At 61.8% G+C, this 17,161-nt stretch carries 8 protein-coding genes; 1 reads left to right on the top strand and 7 read right to left on the bottom strand.

Annotation, left to right across the window (positions count from 1 at the left end; genetic code table 11):
• Window positions 1-2 precede the first annotated feature (2 nt).
• Complete coding sequence (locus ACOTZB_RS14170; RefSeq protein WP_421627504.1) at window positions 3-422, bottom strand: nuclear transport factor 2 family protein; 420 nt, start codon at window positions 420-422, stop codon at window positions 3-5.
• 97 nt (window positions 423-519) lie between these two features.
• On the opposite strand from ACOTZB_RS14170, the gene ACOTZB_RS14165 reads away from it, so the two are divergent.
• Window positions 520-1,251: a helix-turn-helix domain-containing protein gene (locus ACOTZB_RS14165; RefSeq protein WP_421627503.1), complete on the top strand. Its 732-nt coding sequence runs from the start codon at window positions 520-522 to the stop codon at window positions 1,249-1,251.
• Window positions 1,252-1,321: 70 nt separating this feature from the next.
• Here the strand turns inward: ACOTZB_RS14165 and ACOTZB_RS14160 are convergent, their stop codons facing one another.
• The 6 genes from ACOTZB_RS14160 to ACOTZB_RS14135 all read right to left on the bottom strand — a co-directional run bounded on the left by ACOTZB_RS14160 (window position 1,322) and on the right by ACOTZB_RS14135 (window position 17,152).
• Window positions 1,322-1,669, bottom strand: coding sequence for a HigA family addiction module antitoxin (locus ACOTZB_RS14160; RefSeq protein ID WP_214577165.1), 348 nt, complete (start codon window positions 1,667-1,669; stop codon window positions 1,322-1,324).
• Between the two features lie 10 nt (window positions 1,670-1,679).
• Complete coding sequence (locus tag ACOTZB_RS14155) at window positions 1,680-1,979, bottom strand: type II toxin-antitoxin system RelE/ParE family toxin (protein WP_257833978.1); 300 nt, start codon at window positions 1,977-1,979, stop codon at window positions 1,680-1,682.
• A 251-nt stretch (window positions 1,980-2,230) separates the two neighbouring features.
• Window positions 2,231-3,430, bottom strand: a complete 1,200-nt coding sequence (locus tag ACOTZB_RS14150) for an HlyD family efflux transporter periplasmic adaptor subunit (protein ID WP_421627502.1) — start codon at window positions 3,428-3,430, stop codon at window positions 2,231-2,233.
• Window positions 3,411-5,609 (bottom strand): type I secretion system permease/ATPase, encoded by a 2,199-nt coding sequence (locus tag ACOTZB_RS14145; protein WP_421627501.1) that lies wholly within the window; start codon window positions 5,607-5,609, stop codon window positions 3,411-3,413. Before ACOTZB_RS14145 ends, ACOTZB_RS14150 begins: the two co-directional genes overlap by 20 nt.
• Complete coding sequence (locus ACOTZB_RS14140) at window positions 5,606-7,009, bottom strand: TolC family outer membrane protein (RefSeq protein ID WP_047650332.1); 1,404 nt, start codon at window positions 7,007-7,009, stop codon at window positions 5,606-5,608. Before ACOTZB_RS14140 ends, ACOTZB_RS14145 begins: the two co-directional genes overlap by 4 nt.
• Before the next feature lie 81 nt (window positions 7,010-7,090).
• Window positions 7,091-17,152: a BapA/Bap/LapF family large adhesin gene (locus tag ACOTZB_RS14135; RefSeq protein ID WP_421627500.1), complete on the bottom strand. Its 10,062-nt coding sequence runs from the start codon at window positions 17,150-17,152 to the stop codon at window positions 7,091-7,093.
• Window positions 17,153-17,161 lie beyond the last annotated feature (9 nt).

The raw sequence follows: 17,161 nt of genomic DNA, 5'->3' as shown, positions 1-17,161 counted from the left end.
GGTTATTCTGTCGCGTGTGCCAGCGTGCGATCTGCAGCATCGCCGCTGAGTGCTCGCGTGACTTCATGGATCCGCCAGATTTTCCCTTCACGCAGCGCGGCAAACAGGTAAACCTCGATCTCTGCCTGACGACCATCGGGATACGTGACCGTCACGATATGCCGATCAGCCAGAAGTTCGTCATGACAGGCTATCTCCACCACGGTAAAGGCGATCGCGCGGATCTGCGAGCTGACGTGGCTCAGATGCTGGATAAAACCCCGGTAGTCAAGCGCGTGACCGTCCGTAAACTGCTGGTAATCGGGCGTAAATACTTCTGCCGGATCGATATCGCCGTTGAATAAGCGGGTTAACAGGCAGGCCATCTTTTCGCGCTGCGCGGCGTTGTCGGTGTGGGCTATCAGGGACGTGATAATGCTCATGCGGGCTCCTTATGTGGTTGAATCACCATTATCCTTGACAGCCGAAGTCGCAGTTTCTGTAATACGCCGAAGAATAACGATTTTAGGTCAAAATGATATGGTCAGTATTGAAGCGCTCCTTCATCCCGGCGGGTATCGAACGCCCTGGCACAGCCATCGCACCGGCCAGCTGTGGCGCATTGCAACGGGGCTGCTGGTCATTGAGACGCAGCAGGCGCGTTCGGTCGTACCGGCTAAACACATTGGCTGGATCCCTCCGGATCGGCAGCACGCCGCTTTTTCCGAAAGTGCGATAGAAGGCTGCGCTATCTATCTTGACCCGGCCGGGTGCGCAATGCTTCCCGATGCGCCCGCTCTGTTCGAGCCCGACGATCTCACCCATGCACTGTTTTCCCGTTTATGCGATGCAGAGAGCGAGTACGATCCGCGAAAGCTTACTTTGCTGCTGGATGAGCTTGCCCTGACGCCTCAGGCTCGCTTTTCTCTGCCCGTGCCGACGGATCCGCGTCTGAAGAACGTGGTCAGCCATTTGCTGCAGTTTGTCGATGATAACCAGACGGTTGAGAGCCATGCTATTCATGCTGGGATGAGCGTGCGTACGTTCAACCGTCGGTTTAGCGCCCAGACCGGAATGAACTTTGTTAACTGGCGGCAGCTGGCACGCGTCATGCGGGCAATGGAGTGGCTGGCGGCGGGGAAGCCGGTAGGGTGGATTGCGCTGTCCTGCGGCTACAGCAGCGTCAGCGCATTTATTGAGGTATTCAGAGCATGGACCGGTAAAACGCCGGGGCAATGGGTGATTAAAGAAGGCCCTTTTGGGCGAAGGTAATGCGCGTGGCATCGTTGAGATCCAGCTCTTTTAACGATTAAAAGTATTGATAGATGAAGTGTTTACCGAATCAGGCTACATCCGGCTGGCCAGATTTTCGCTTAGCCATGACGTCCGCAACGGTCTTTATACGGCTTAGCTCCTCCTGCGTCCTGGAGTTTGATTGCGCTTCCCAGATATCGACGTTCAGCTGTAAGTTCAGCCAAAATTCAATCGTGGTATCAAAGGCTTTTGCCAGTTTGATCGCCATATCGGCAGTAAGCTTGCGATTATTATTGACCAGCGCGCTGATGGTGTTGCGGTGAACATTGAGCATCTCCGCCAGATCGCTGATTTTCAGATTGAGCGGTTCAAGATACTCATACTGCAACACGTCGCCCGGCGTAGTGGGTTTGCGGAGTGCCTGTTGAAGTGTCATAGGTGATGCCTCACTTGTGATGCGTGTACTTGTGTGGAGAGAGGTAGAGATCTTCTGCTTTACCCTCTGTCCAGCGAAATACGAGCCTGTATTGCCTGTTTACCCGGATTGAGGAATATCCCTTCAGCGGAGGATTCAATGCTTCATACATATTGCCCGGTGGCGATCGCAAATCTCTGTGCGATGTTGCTGCCCTGATGATATCGAGCTTTCTCGCAAGCGCTGTTTCCAGATTTGCAGGAATAACATTGCTCGATCTGCCGTAAAGAAAAAAATCCTCAAGCCATTGATCCCGAAAATAACTAATCATAATGGTGCTGAGCTCCAGTCCTTGAAGCTGATTGAATAGTAACGCACTCCTGCACTGTGCGCAAGTGCGTTTTTGTCTGCGGTTAATATTACCAGGGCGATGGCTGAAGGGAAGTGGGATGCATGGCTAAAGATTAATACTCCGAGGTAGGTTCCAGTTCTGGCGTACGGTTTAATACCCTGCGGCGCTGCGCTTGCAAGGGCCTCCGGGTATGTAGGCCGGGTAAGGCGGAGCCGCCACCCGGCGATTGACTACCGCTCCCGCAGCGCCTCTTTCGCGCGGTTAAACGGCTTGATCAGATAATCCAGCACCGTTTTCTCGCCGGTCTTAATGTCCACCGTCGCAATCATCCCCGGCACAATCGAGAAGTGCCTGCCCGCCTTATTGACCAGGTAATCCTGGCTGGTGCGGATGAATACTCGGTAATAGAACACCTCCGGCTTGGCTTCGTCCTGGATGGTATCCGGGGATATCGTCTCCACCACGCCGTGCAGCCCGCCGTAAATGGCGTAGTCGTAGGCGGTGATTTTGACCAGCGCCTCCTGGTTCGGGTGGATAAAGGCGATATCGCGCGGCGACAGGCGGGTTTCAATCAGCAGGTGATCGTCCACCGGTACAATCTCCATCAGCTCGCCGTTGGGCGGGATCACGCCGCCGATGGTGGTCACCTTGATGTTTTTCACGATCCCGCGTACCGGGGATTTTACCGTCAGACGGGTGACGGAATCCTGGCGGCCCTTGAGGATCGCTGAAACCATATCCACCTCCGCGTTGGCCTTGGATAACGCCTCCCGGGCCTGAACGTAATACTGCGAGCGTACGTCGGTGAGCTTCAGCTCCAGATCGCTTTTCTGCCGCTGCAGGCGCAGCACCTCCACGTGGCTGGCGGCGCCGGTTTTGACCAGCCGCTGGGTGATGGCCAGCTCCTTGTTGGCGAGATCTAACGCGGCGCGCAGCTCCCGCTGGGTATCCTCCAGCTGCGCGCGGCGGGAGTTGTAGAGGCGCGTTTCGTCAGCAATCAGATCCGGCCATTTCGCCAGCGAAGGGGGGAACTTCAGCGGGAGATCGTTCACTTCGGCGTACAGGCGGGCGCTGGAGGCCAGTGAGGCCCGATAGCGCGCCGCGCTTTCGCCAACGTTCGATTCGGAACGCGTCGGATCAAGCCGAGCCAGCACCTGTCCGGCCTGCACCTGATCGCCCTCGTGGACGTTCAGTTCGGTGAGGATCCCGCCGTCGAGAGACTGTAAGACCTGCTCGCGCGAGCTGGGGATCACTTTACCCGAGCCGGTTGATACCTCATCCAGCACGCCAAACCATGCCCAGACGCCCAGCACCACAAACATCAGCAGCGAGAAGATCACGATCCGACGCGCGCCGGTGTAGCCGCTTTCAGAGTCGAGGGCGTTATCCAGATCGTCTATTGCCGCCACGTCACGCTGACTGATTTTCATTTTTCCACTCCCGTCCGGTTGCTGCCTGTTGCTGTTGCTGCTGCATACGGCTGTTGTTCAGCGCCTGGGCCTTTGGCGCGTCCATCACCAGCATTCCCTCTTTCAACACCACGACGCGCTCCACCAGTTCCAGCACCGGTACGCGATGCGTGGCGACAATCAGGGTGCGATGCCCGAGCCAGTCGCCCAGACGCTGGATGAATTCCCGCTCGGTGTGCTCGTCCAGCGACGCGGTGGGTTCATCCATCAGCACAATATTCGGATCGCGCAGGAGCATCCGCGCCAGCAGAATAGACTGGCGTTGCCCGCCGGATAATCCCACGCCGTTTTCCATGATCGGGTAGTCCAGCCCCTTGGGCAGCTTCTGCACGAAGCCTGTCGCGCCGGTCAGCTCCAGCGCCTCGAAAATCTCTTCATCGGTGGCGCGCGGCATGCCGAGGGTGATGTTTTCGCGCAGGGTGCCGTAAAACAGCCGGGCGTTCTGGGTCATAAAGCCGACGTTGCGCCGGACGTCGGCGACGTCGAGATGCGGCAGGCTGAAGTTATCAAGCCGCAGCTCGCCGGCCGCCAGATCCATCCCGCCCGCCATGGCCTGCAGCAGGGTCGATTTGCCCGCGCCGTTGCGCCCGAGGATCGCCACTTTTTCTCCCGGCCGGATCTCCAGCCGGTTAATGCGCAGCGCCATGCGCGGATCGTCCGGCTGATAGCGGAACTGCGCCTGCTCGAAGAGGTAATGACCGCGCAGCACGTCCTGGCGGATCGGCGTCTCCTCGCGCTGATTTTCGGTGGGAAGCTGCATGATGCTGTCCAGCCCCTCTTTTGCCGCTTTGACCTGCTGCCAGCGCGCCAGCACGCCGCACAGCGTCGCCATCGGGGCGATCATGCGGGAGGCCAGCATCGACGCGGCGACCACCGAGCCGGTGGTCAGGGTGCCGTCGATCACCATCGGGGCGCCGACAACAATCACTCCGGCGTAGACCAGGCTCTGAATGGTCATCCCCCAGCTGATCAGGTTCTGCGTCAGCTCGCGGGTGCGCAGGCCGGATTCGGCGGTGATCTGGATATAGCTGTTCCACTGCTGCAAAAAGCGGTTTTCCGCCTGCATCAGCTTGATGTCCTCCAGTCCCTGCACGCTCTCCACCAGCACAGCGTTACGCAGGGTCGATTCATGGGCCGACTGCTTTGCCAGCTCCGCCAGCTTCTTCTGCAGCAGCAGGCCGGGCAGGACCATGATCACCGCCGCGACCGGGGCGATCCACGCCAGCTGCGGGGCGATGATCGCCAGCACCACCACGAACAGGAGAAAGAAGGGGAGATCGACAATCGTCGAGATGGTGGACGAGGTCACCATCTCGCGGATCTGCTCCAGCTCGCGCAGCTGAGAGATAAAGCTGCCGGTGGAGCGGGGGATCGCGCTGTTGCGCAGCCGCAGCGCGTGGCCGAAGACGCGATCCGAAACGCGCATGTCCGAGCGCTTGCCGAGCAGATCCATGATGTGCCCGCGCGCCACGCGAAGCACAAAGCCAAACAGCGTGGCGATCAGCACCCCGATAGTCAGGACGTAAAGCGTCGGGTAGGACTGGGCGGGGATCACCCGGTCGTACACCTGCATGGAAAAGACGATCCCGGAGAGCGACAGCACGTTGATAAAGAGGGCGGCCAGCATGACCCAGCTGTAGGGGCGCAGGTCGCGCATCACCAGCCGGTAGAGCCAGTCCGGGCGGTATTTTGAGATATAGGCGTCCACGCGGCTGTCCTTCAGCGCGGCGAGTGGACGCAGGGCAATGACGTGGCGGATAGCGGGCAGCATCGCCGTCATCGACAGCCGGTTGGTATAGGTCTCATCGTCGAAAAAGCTGACCTCCAGCGTATCGTCCCCGTCGAAATGCTCGATCACGCCGATCCTGCCGTCATTCATCGCCACCACCACCGGCAGACGCCAGCTGTTGATCGCCTGCCGATCGTCGGTAAGGAGCTGAAACGACAGCCCCGCTTCGCGGGCCAGCTGGGTGAGGGCGGGTACCATCGGTTTGCCTTTCAGCCACGGTGCGCCTGCGATAAGCGCGCCGGGAGAGCAGGCGACGCGGTAGCGCGTGGCGACAAAACCAAAGGCCTGCGCCCACTGCGCCAGCGCCTCATCCGTCATCATTTCACCCTGCGGGATTTCGCGTTGCTTCATGGCTGGATCTCCACGGTCTGGATGGTGCGGTTATCAAGATCGAACGCATGACGCAGCTGCCCGGTGTTATACAGGCAGTTGAGCTGCAGCTGGTGCAGTTGACCGAGGGTCTGCTGCTGGGTGAAGCGCGCCTGATAGACCTCCTGCTCGGCGTTGAGCACGTCGAGCAGCGGGCGCGAGCCGAGATCGAGATACTGCTGCTGGTACAGTTCACGGGTGCGGGCGCTGAGGGCTTCCTGGCGGCCCTGGATTTGCAGCGTGCTTTGCAGGCTCATCACCTGGCTGCGGGCTTCCAGCAGTTTCTGGCGGACGTCCAGACGCGTACGCTGAACGGTGGACTGCGCCGCCTCCACCGCGTGTCCGGCAGCGTTACGCCGGGCGGTGAGGCCGCCGCCCTGATAGAGCGGCATCTGCACTTTCACCCATGCAGAATACTGGGTGCGATCCCGGGTTTCGCTCCCCGCGTAGCGATCGTTCATGTAGTGACGCACCTCCGGCTCCAGCGAGACGGTGGGCGTCATCTGCGCGTCGGCGTAGTCGAGGTTCGCCTGGGCGACGTTAGCCTGCGCCCAGGCGGCAAGTACCGCGGGCACCAGACGGTCATCCGGCTCGGCAATGTCGCAGCTCCGGCCCAGCTTTTGCGGAAAGTCATTGCCGATGGCGTTCAGGCTGTTCCAGCCGAGAAAGCTCATCAGCGTGGCGCGGGCGCTGTCCAGGCTTGCCTGGTACTGCATCAGCTGGGCGCGCGCGCCTTCGATACGGGCATCGGTCTGCACCACGTCAGAGAGCGACGTGGCTCCTTCGTCATTACGCAGACGGGTCAGTTTGCCAATGGAGGAGAGGGCGTCGAGCTGCTCTTTAGCGGTCTCGACCATCTGCTGCCAGGTTTGCACCTGCACCATGGCGATAGCGGTATCGTGGGCGATAGTGTCGATACTTACCAGCACGTTGGCCTGCTGCTGGGCAACGCCCGCGCTCTCGGCTCGCACCTGGCTGTCCACTTTGCCAAAGTCGTAGAGCATTTGTGAAAGAGAGAGCACCAGCGACGGGGTAAAGCCGTTCTGGTCGCCGTCATGGGAATAACCGTTGTCCACGCCGGCATTAATCTGCGGATAGTATTTTGATTTAGCGACGTCCACCTCTTCGCTCTGCTGGTAGAGTTTCCCCACGGCTTCGCTGATGGCCGGGTGCCAGGTGACGGCGCGGTTGACGGCATCGCCAAGCTGCAATGAACCGGGTGCGGCTTTGCCCGCCGCAGGTGCGACGCGGCCATTGAGCGAGGGGAGTTCCTGCGTTTCGCGAAGCTGGCCGGTATTGATGATTGCCGCCGGGTTCGCGCAGAGAGCGGGCACAGATATCAGGCAGCACGAGAGCCACCAGTGAGGCATCTTCATTCCCATGTCATGTCCCTAATAAAAAGAGTACGGCTTTATTATTTATGCCCGGGCGCTGTGCGCCCGGGTCATCTCCTGCAGGTGCTATCAGGTAATGATGTGCTGCTGGTTAACAAGCTCGTCGTAGGTGGTCTGAACGCCATCAAGCGTAACGAGCGTGGTATTAGTGTAGGTGCCTCCCGCACCGTCACGGTCGATGGAGATCACGGTATTGCCATTACTATTAGTGACATGGAGATAATTCCCCAGCGTCGCGGCGCTACCGTTCCAGCCGACCAGCAGATCGCCGATGTCGATTTTGTCCCCCTGCGCCAGCGAGAAGCCGGTCCAGTGATCGCCCGCGGTGCTGCTGACGTTACCCGCCGTGCCATTCCCCACCGTACTGTTCAGCACCTGGTAAATCAGCGTATCGCCGTAGGCCGTACCGGTGATGGCGTCGTTATGCTCAGAGCTGATGAACTGTGGCGCCATATTGATAGTCAGCGTGGCGCTGTCCGTTCTCCCTGTGGAGTCGGTCAGGGTGTAGTTGAAGGTCTCCTTCGAGGTCATGGTTGAGAGCGATACCCCGCTGTTAAGGGTATAGGTGTAGTGACCGTCCGCGCCGATCGCCAGCGTGCCGTAATGACCGACAATGTTCACCGTTGCGCTGCCGGTATACGGATCCAGCGTGGTGGTCACGCCGTTGTAACCGGTCACGCTCAGACGGGTATCCACCGAGTGGAGCTGATCCAGGACGCCGCCGGAATCGGTGCCGTCAAAGATATTGCCGTTGACGGTGTGGCTGCCGGTGACGTCGAAATCACTCAGCGAGTAGGTGGTGCCGTTCACGCTTGGCGTGATGGTGATGTTCCCCACGCTCAGCCCCGGTACGCTACCTGTAAAGCTCAGCGTATAGGTCCCGGCGTTCAGATCCAGCCCGGTGAGCGGAACGTCGATACTGCCGCCCAGCAGCGAGGCGCCGCTGAAGGAGCCGCTGCGGATAACTCCCGAACCGTCGCTAATAGACCAGTTCACCGTCAGCCCGCCCAGCGCCAGCAGCGAGACCACGCTAAAGTGCAGCGACGCGTTGTGCAGCGCGGTGTTCGCGTCGACCACGAAGGTTCCGCTGCCGCTGCCCTGGGTTGACGAGAGCAGCGCCGTCGTCCAGCTGGCGGTGCCCACGGTCGTATCCGAGTATGCCGACGTGTGGTGCACCGAGGTGAGGTCCATTGCGGTGCTGACGTCGTTGACCGCATTCATCGCCTGGGCGGTTGGGGTGATGTTGAGCGATGCCGTATCCTTCGAGCCGTCAGGCGCGGTAACGGTGTAGACGAAGGTGTCCGGCGTGCTGATATGATCCGCCCCCACGCCGCTTCTCAGGGTATAGGTGTACTGTCCGGACGAATTAATGGTCAGCGTGCCGTATTCTCCCTGAATGGTGGTGGTTCCACTGCTGTTGACCGCCACGCCGTTCACTTCGGTAACCAGCGTGCCCGCTGGAACCGGGTCATTCGCCAGCACGTCGCCCGTGGTGGTTTCGCTGATACTCGCCACGCTGTAGACATGATCCTGCAGGACGCTCAGCGTGTAGGCCGTCAGTACAGCGATCCCGGACGCGGTATTCAGCAGGAACAGGTACTCCCCGGCAGGCAGGTTCAGCGTCAGCTGAGGTGACGTTCCCCCCAGCACCGGGGCGCGCAGCCAGCCCGACTCAACGCGAACCTGCTCGAAGGTCTGGGTCGCATTGTTGAACTTATAGACGTACAGGTCGAACACCGACGCCAGCGCCACGCCGCCCACGGAGGCCTGGATGGTCATGGTGCGGGTCGTCCCTTCCTCCACGTTGTAGATGATTGGGTTGGTCATGTCGTCCAGCAGGTTAAGCCCCAGCGTGCTGCCGAGATTAATGCCTACCAGAGTAACGCCGCCCTGAGACGATGTGCCGTTGTTAATCTCGCTCACGGTAGTGTCAAAGGTCAGCGAGGCCGTGTCGTCCACCGCCACAATGCCGTTCACCGTACCGGCACCCAGAGAGAGAACCAGGTTCGCCGAGGCGCTGACGCCGTTGTGGGTAATGGTGTAGCTGAAGCTCTCTGTGCGGCCAATCACCGCGGCGCTGGTGTCGGTCAGGTTGTAGGTGTAGCTGCCGTCGCGGTTGATGGTCAGCGTACCGTACTGGCCCTGGATCACCGTGCCGTCGGCGTTCACGCTAGTGGTGACGCCCTGCGCGTTAGTAACCGTGGAGATAGTGGTTCCGGCCGGCGCGTTGTCGCTGCCGGCTGTCGGGTCCGTATCGAGGATCACGTTGCCGTTGAGGCTGGTATCGCCCGTGACCGTACCCGGACCGGTCTCTTTCACTGCCACGTCGAGGCTGGTGTAGGAGCCGGTCGCCAGCAGGTTGGTGTTGTAGCTGAGCACGCGATAGTTGCCGTCGGCCAGCCCGGTCAGGTTCAGCGAAACGCCGGTTGCGCCGAGGGTCAGGAGATCGGCAAACTGCGGTTGACCGGTATCCACCACGGTGGTCCAGGCGCCGTTGACGTAATGCTGAACCACCAGCTCAAGGGTGTTGAGCAGAGAGAGCACCGCTCCCGTGGCGTTGGCGTTCACCACGATATCCGCGCTGCCGCCGTTGCCCACCGTGAAGTTGACCTGGGCCGTATCATTGCCCAGCAGCGTCAGGACGTTGCCGACGGCGCCGACCAGCAGGAAGCCGTAATCGCTGTACTGGCTGTTGGTCACGGTTGCCGTGGTGCTGAGGTCCAGCTCTTCGACGTTATTGCTGGCTGAGAGCGGCACCACCGGCGCAAGGGCGGAGCCCGGCAGGGAGGTGTTGCCCGCGGCGTCGGTAGCGGTGATCTGCAGCGTCTGGCCTTCGATCTGTTTGTTAATGAAGGTGTAGCTGTAGGTGCCGTTGCTGCCCGCAATGGCGGTCACCGTTGAGCCGTCCGCAAGGCGGATAGCGACGGTGCTGCCTGCTTCCGCAGTCCCGGTCAGGACGCTACCGTCGGCGTTGAGGGTCCCGGTTGGCGCCGTTGGGGCGGTCGTATCGACGATAATCGTCGTCACGCCTGACGCCGCGCTGATGTTGCCCGCCGCATCGGTGGCCGTGGCGGTGAAGTTATGCGTGCCCTGCGTCAGCGTGGTGGTTTGCGGCAGGGTCCAGTTGCCGTTGCCGTCTGCGGTCACCGTGCCCACCAGCGTAATGCCGTCGTAGATCCGCACCGTGGCATTCGCTTCGGCCGTCCCGCTCAGCGTTGGGCGCGTGTCGTTGGTCGGATTTGTACCGGTCACCGGCCCGGTGACGCTGCCGACATCATCAATCACCGAACTGATAACCGGCGCGCCCGGCGCGAGGGTATCGACGTTAATCACATACCCGGCGGTCGGCGCGCTCGCGTTGCCCACCGCATCGGTGGCGGTAAAGGTCAAATTGTGCGAACCGTTGCCCAGCGCCGGGGATGGCGTAAAGCTCCACGCCCCGCCGGTCGCCGTCACGCTGCCGATTTGTACGCCGTTATCAAAGATTTTCACCGTCGACCCGGCTTCCGCCGTACCGCTGAGGGTTGGCTGCGCGTCGTTGGTGAACCCGCCGTTCGCCACCGGCGTTGCTGCATTGCCCACGTCATCCAGAATGCTGGTCAGCACCGGCAGCGCAGGCGGCGTGGTGTCGACGGTGAGGCTGAAGCTGGTGGACGACACGCTGGTGTTGCCTGCCGCATCCGTCGCCTGCGCGGTGAAGCTGTGCGCGCCCGCCGTCAGCGTGGTGTTGAGCAAGATACTCCAGCTCCCGTTGCCATCCGCGGTGCCCGTACCAACCAGCGTAGTTCCCTCATAGATCTTCACGGTGGCAAACGGTTCGCTGGTCCCAACAAGGCGCGGAACGGTATCGTCGGTTGTCTGCCCGGAGGTGAGCGGGCCGGTAATGCTGCCCACGTCGTCTATCGCCTGGCTGATAACCGGGGCGTTCGGTGCGGTGGTATCCACGATCAGGGTAAAGTCCGGCGAGTTCAGGCTGACGTTGCCCGCTGCATCGGTGACCGTGGCGGTCCAGGTATGGCTGCCGCTGGTAAGCGGCGTTGACGGCGTAAAGCTCCATGCGCCGGTACCGTCCGCCTGAACGGTGCCGACCGGCTGGCCATTCTCGTACACGGTGACCGTGGCGTTGGCGGTCGCGGTGCCGTTCAGCGTCGGCGTGGTGTCGTCCGTGCTCTGCCCGGAAGAGAGCGGAGTTTGAATGCTGCCCGCGTTGTCACCCGCGGTCGAAATGACCGGCGCCGACGGCACGCCCGTATCCACCGTCAGGTTAAACGGTGTCGTCGTGCTGCCGGTATTGCCAGCCACGTCGGTGGCGTTGAAGGTGATGGCGTGCGGCCCATCGGGCAGATCGGTACCCGGAGTGAAGGTCCAGCTGCCCTGGGCATTCACCACCGCAGTGCCAATTTCGCTGCCATCAACGATCACGTGCACGGTAGAACCCACGTCACCCGTGCCGCTGAAGGTTGGACGCGCGTCGTTGGTGCTGTTACCCGACGTTAGCGTCCCGGTGACCGGACCGACGTCGTCAATCACGCTGGTCACCACCGGTACGCCGGGGGCTGCGGTATCGATGGTGAAGGCGAAGACCGATGAGTTCGACGAGGCGTTGCCTGCCGCATCCGTTGCATACGCGCGCAGGGAGTAGCTGCCGTCGCCCAGCGGCGCGGTCGGCGTAAAGGACCAGTTCCCGCTGCCGTCAACGAGCGCCGTACCAATCTGCGTGCCGTTGTTCATGATGTGAATCGTGCTGCCCGCCTGGCCGGTACCGCTGATGGTTGGGGTGCTATCGTTGGTCACCTGGCCGCTGGTGAGGTTACCCTGGGCGCCGCCAGGGGCGTTGTCGTTCACATTATCCAGCGTCGGAACCGTCGGTGCCGTCAGGTCAACCTCTATGCTCCAGGGGGCTGAGACCGCGCTGACGTTGCCCAGCGGATCGGTTGCCCGAACGGTGAAGCTGTGTGAGCCTTCGCCGAGCGCGGTGTCAGGAGTAAACGTCCACGCGCCGGTGCCGTCAGCCGTTACCACGGCAATCTGGGTGCCGCCGTCGAAAATGGTCACCACGCTGTTTGCGTCCGCTGTCCCCGAAAGGGTTGGCGTGGCGTCGTTCGTTTCGCTGCCGCTAACCACCGTGGTGGCCGCGTTACCGACGTTATCCGTGACGTTGGTGATGACCGGCGTGGCGGAAACGGAGTCCACCACGACGGTGAAGCCCGCCGAAGGACCGCTCTGATTACCCGCCGGATCGGTCTCGCGGATGGTCAGGACGTTATTGCCTTCAGCCAGAACGGGCGTGGTGTAGCTCCAGGTGCCGGTATTGCCGACCTCCGCGGTCCCCAGCAGCACGCCGTTGTTGTAGATGGAGATGGTATCGCCGACCGCGCCGGTGCCGGTGAGGGTCGGCTGGTTGTCGTTGGTGGTCTGGCCGCTGGTCAGCGGACCGGTTCCCGGGCCGACGTCGTCAATCACCGCGCCGATAGCTGGCGTGCCCGGTGCGGTGAGGTCGACGGTGACGCTGGCCGCCGGAGAGCGGCCGCTGGTCTGGCCGTTGAGGGTCGCCGTCACCTCAAAGGTGTGCAGCCCCTCGCCAAGCGCGGCTGGCGTATAGCTCCAGTTGCCGCTGCCGTCGGCGGTCACCGTCGTCAATGGCGTCGCGCTACCGTCCTGATAGATGGTTATCAGGCTGCCCGCTTCGGCCGTACCGGTAAGCGTTGGCGTGGTGTCGTTAGTGGTTTTGCCTTTCACATCGCCAGTAACCGGGGCCACGTCATCGACGATTGCCGTGATGACGGGCACCTGCGGCAGCTCAAGCGACGAGTCGGTGACGACAAAAGGCACGCCCGCGCTGGCATTCCCTGCGGCGTCCGTAGCGTTCACGGTCAGCGTGGTCGGATCCAGCTGCGCCGGGCTCAGCGCAATGGAGAAGCTGCCGTTGCTGGCGGCAACGCCGCTACCAATGACGGTACCACCGCTGTCTTTCACGGTAACGGTACTTCCTGCCTCGGCGTTACCGGTCAGCGGTGTTCCCTCCTGAGCCAGGACCATGTTGATCGGGTCTGCAGGCGCGGCGGTATCTACCGTCACGCTCAGCGGGGCTGAAGTTCCTGAAGCGTTACCCGCCGCATCGGTAGCGGAGACAGTGAAGGTATGCGGGCCGTCTGAGAGCGTTGTGCCTGCGGTCCAGCTCCAGCTGCCGTCCGGCTGTATCGTGACCGGCACGCCCGACGGGGTACCGTCGATGGAGACGATAACGGTGGTGCCGGGTTCGCTGGTCCCGGTAAGGGTCGGCGTGCCGTCGCGGGTATAGAGCACGTTATTTGACAGCTGGCTGTCAGCTACGGCGCCAATGACGGGGATCTCAGGCGCAACGGTATCCAGCGTGACGGTAAAGACCGAACTCGGCGCGCTGACGTTGCCCGCTGCGTCCACGCCCGCCACGGTAATGTTGAGCGGACCGTCCGTTTGCGTGGGAAGCGTCAGACTCCATTCTCCATTAGCCACCACAACACGGCTCACTTCGACGCCGTTGTTGTAGACGATCACCGTCTCACCGTTAACCCCGGTTCCACCCACTGTCGGTGTGGTATCCGTGATGTAGCCACCGTTCGGCTCACCGCCCACTGCACTGATCGCCGGCGTATCCGGCGCCACGGTATCCACGACGATCGTAATCGCTAGCGACGGGTCAGAGACGTTGCCCGCTTCATCGGTGGCGGTGGCGGTCCAGGCGTGGCTGCCCTCAGCAATGTCGCTGCCAGGGCGCCAGCTCCAGTTACCGCTGCTGTCTACCGTGACGGTGCCCACGACGGTCGATATGCCGTTGACGGTGTCAGTAATGTTGATGACGTCGTTTGGCGTACCGGTGCCGCTCAGGACCGGGCGCGGATCGTTGGTGGTTCCGCCATCAAGAACGGGGCCGGTGATCTGGGTGACGCTGTCGGTGACGATCGGTGCCGCAGGCGTAGCCGGCGCCTCGGTATCAATGGTGAAAGTTATCGGCTGCGACGGGGCGCTTTCGTTGCCCGTGCCGTCCACGTTGGTGACGGTCAGGGTGATGTCATAGGTACCGCCGGACAGTGGGGGTGATGGCGTCCAGGACCAGTTGCCGGTACCGTCCACGATGACATCATCAAGTTTGGTGCCGTTGTTATAGATCGTCACGGTATCACCCGCCGTGCCGGTACCGCTCAGGGTTGGCGTGGTGTCGCGGGTGGTTTCGCCCGGGTTCAGCGTTGTGTCTGCTCCGTCAGGATTGACGGTGATGACCGGGATATCCGGCGTTGCAGGTGCGACGGTATCTACCGTCAACACAAACGGGCTGGAGATAGTGGTATTGCCGGCGGCATCCGTGGCGTGAACCGTCAGGGAATGCGGGCCGTCGGTGAGCGGGGTAACGGGCGTAAAGCTCCAGCCTCCGCTGCCGTCGAGGGTGGCGGTACCGAGCAGGGTAGCACCGTCATAGACGGTGATCGTCGCATCAGCCGGGGCGGTGCCCTGCAGCAGGGGTTGGGTGTCATCCGTGGTATCGCCGCTGCTGAGCGTGCCCTGAACGCCACCGACGTCATCGGTCACGGTGGCGATGGTTGCCGCCGCTGGCGGCGTGGTATCGACGGTCAGGGTGAAGCCGCCTGACGGCTGGCTGGTGTTACCCGCGGTATCGGTGGCGACAACGGTAAAGGTATGAGGCCCGCTGACAAGAGGCGTCGTGAGGGTATAGGTCCACGCGCCATTGTTGTCGACCGGAATCGTGACAAGATCGGTGCCATCGAGGCGGATGGTGACGGTTGAGCCGGGTTCAGCCGTGCCGTTGAGCGTCGGCGTGGTGTCGTTGGTGCTGTCGTTAGGGGTGAGCGCGCCGAGGCGTTCCGGCACATCATCCAGCACCTGGGTAATGACCGGGGCGGCAGGCGCGACGCTGTCAATCGTCAGAGTCCAGATGTTGGAGATACCGCTGGTGTTACCTGCCGCGTCGGTCGCGACGGCGGTCAGGGCGTGGGGGCCTGCACCGATCGGGGTGGAAGGGGTAAAGATCCATACGCCAAGACCATTGGCGACGGTTGTACCAATAGCAACACCGTCCACGCGCACGGTGACCGTCGCGTTTGCTTCGGCGGTACCGCTGAGCGTCGGGGTGGCGTCGTTAGTGGTCTCATTAATGTCGAGCGAGCCGGTGCGACCGGGAACATTGTCCACGACTTGTGAAATCACCGGGGTGCCAGGTGCCGTGCCGTCGACGTTAATTGTCCACGGGGCTGATAACCCGCTCGGGTTACCGGCGGGATCCGTCGCCTTCGCCGTCAGTTCGTACGTGCCATCGGTCAGCGGTGCGGGCGGCGTAAAGCTCCACAGGCCGGAGGAGGGAACAACCACCGTACCGAGGACATCGCTGCCGTTATAAATCGTGATGGTCGAGCCCGCTTCGCCCGTTCCGTTCACGGTAGGGGCCCGGTCGTTGGTGAGGCCGTTCTGGCCCACGGGGCCGGTGGTGGCCTGCACGTCATCTATCACCGACACGATAACTGGCGTCTGCGGTGGGGTAATATCCGGTGACGCCGCGGAGGTTGCGGGCCCCGTGTTGCCTGCCGTGTCGGTGGCGTCAGCGGTCAGGATTTCGCCGTTAACTTTTGGCGGGGTCAGCGTCAGGCTGAAGTTACCCTGGCTGTCGGCAACAACCGTGCCAAGGGTGACATCGCCTTCACGGATGGTCACCGTGCTGCCAGCTTCCGCGATGCCGCTGATGGTGTCGCCATCATTCGAAACCTCAAGGTTTCCAGGGGCTAACGGCGGCGTGGTGTCCACGGTGAAGATGACGGGCTCTGAGGTCGCGCTCAGGTTGCCGGCGGCATCGGTTTCAGTGACGGTTATGGAGTGTGTCCCGTCCGGAAGCGGACCGTTCGGCGTGACGCTCCAGGTGCCGTTGGGCAGCACCGTCGTTGTGCCAACAACCACGCCGTTATCGTAGATGGTGATGGTCCCACCGGGCTCGCCCGTTCCCGCCAGGATCGGCAGTGAAGCATCGGTAGGCGCGACCGACGTGATGGTTCCCCTGATATTGCCCGTATCGTCGGTCAACACAATCGCGGTCGGCGCGTCCGGCGGAGTAAGATCCACCGTCAGGGTAAACACCGGCGAGGCTGGCCCGGTGTTGCCGGCGGCGTCGGTTGCCCGCACGGTAATCTGGTGAGTGCTTTCGCTCAGATCAACTGACGGGGTAAAAGTCCAGGTGCCGTTGCTGGCGACGACCGCCGTACCAATAGCGACTCCGCCGTCATAAATCGTCACGGTCGAGCCCGCTTCGCCGGTGCCGGTAAGCTGCGGGCGCTGATCGTTGGTGCTGCCGCCGCTGCTGACTGCCCCCGTCTGCGGGGCAATATCGTCAGTTACGCTGGTGATGGCTGGCGCATCGGGCGCGGTGGTGTCCGGGGCGGTAAGATTCGTGCCCGGGCTGGTATTCCCGGCGTTATCCGTCGCGGTGGCGGTCACCTGCTCGCCGTTGGTCAACGGTGTGTCGAGAGAGACGGTAAAATTGCCATCGCTGCCCGTTTTTCCTGTGCCAATGACGTTGCCGTTCGCGTCTTTCAGCGTGATGGTGCTGCCGGGTTCCGCGGTACCGGTGACGGTTTTGCCATCTGAAGAGAACTTAAGGCCGGAAGGCGCGTTCGGCGCTGTCGTATCCGGATCGGCCGAATTATTACTGCTGCCACTATCACCGCCGCCGCCCCCACCGCTTGCCGCCGCCGCGATGCCGCCCGCGGCGGCAATACCGCCCAAGGCCCATGGCCAGATGGCGGCACCACCAGCGTCGCTCCCGGAGGCCGCAAGCAGCACGTCCGTGGACGCGATGGATTCGTACGTGGCGGCTCCGGTCGGATCTTCAATCCACCATAATGCGCCGTTGCTGTCCTGCAGTACCAGCTGGCTCACGCCCTGCGCGTCCGTGACGTAGAAATTTTTAAGGGTGATTACCTCGCCGGAGTGCAGCGTAACCAGCAGATCGTTCCCATTTCGCGCGAAGTTGGAGACGCTCGCTCGCTCGACATGAAGCTCAACGATAGAGGAATGGCTCAGCGTAATCTGTGTGCCTTCCGTGGTCGTTTCCACGCCAGTAAGTTTCGATATAACAGAGATTTGGCTCATTTAGGCATT

The sequence above is a fragment of the Enterobacter cloacae complex sp. SHL020 genome (assembly GCF_049236945.1).
Taxonomy (GTDB): domain Bacteria; phylum Pseudomonadota; class Gammaproteobacteria; order Enterobacterales; family Enterobacteriaceae; genus Enterobacter; species Enterobacter dykesii.
The sequence above is the reverse complement of the archived record's forward strand: the minus strand, read 5'-3'. Positions and strand labels throughout refer to the sequence as shown.

Coding starts and splice junctions, on each gene's coding strand:
- ACOTZB_RS14160 (WP_214577165.1), bottom strand. CDS start 1,669: ATGACACTTCAACAGGCACTCCGCAAACCCACTACGCCGGGCGACGTG.
- ACOTZB_RS14155 (WP_257833978.1), bottom strand. CDS start 1,979: ATGATTAGTTATTTTCGGGATCAATGGCTTGAGGATTTTTTTCTTTAC.
- ACOTZB_RS14170 (WP_421627504.1), bottom strand. CDS start 422: ATGAGCATTATCACGTCCCTGATAGCCCACACCGACAACGCCGCGCAG.
- ACOTZB_RS14150 (WP_421627502.1), bottom strand. CDS start 3,430: ATGAAAATCAGTCAGCGTGACGTGGCGGCAATAGACGATCTGGATAAC.
- ACOTZB_RS14165 (WP_421627503.1), top strand. CDS start 520: ATGGTCAGTATTGAAGCGCTCCTTCATCCCGGCGGGTATCGAACGCCC.
- ACOTZB_RS14145 (WP_421627501.1), bottom strand. CDS start 5,609: ATGAAGCAACGCGAAATCCCGCAGGGTGAAATGATGACGGATGAGGCG.
- ACOTZB_RS14135 (WP_421627500.1), bottom strand. CDS start 17,152: ATGAGCCAAATCTCTGTTATATCGAAACTTACTGGCGTGGAAACGACC.
- ACOTZB_RS14140 (WP_047650332.1), bottom strand. CDS start 7,009: ATGGGAATGAAGATGCCTCACTGGTGGCTCTCGTGCTGCCTGATATCT.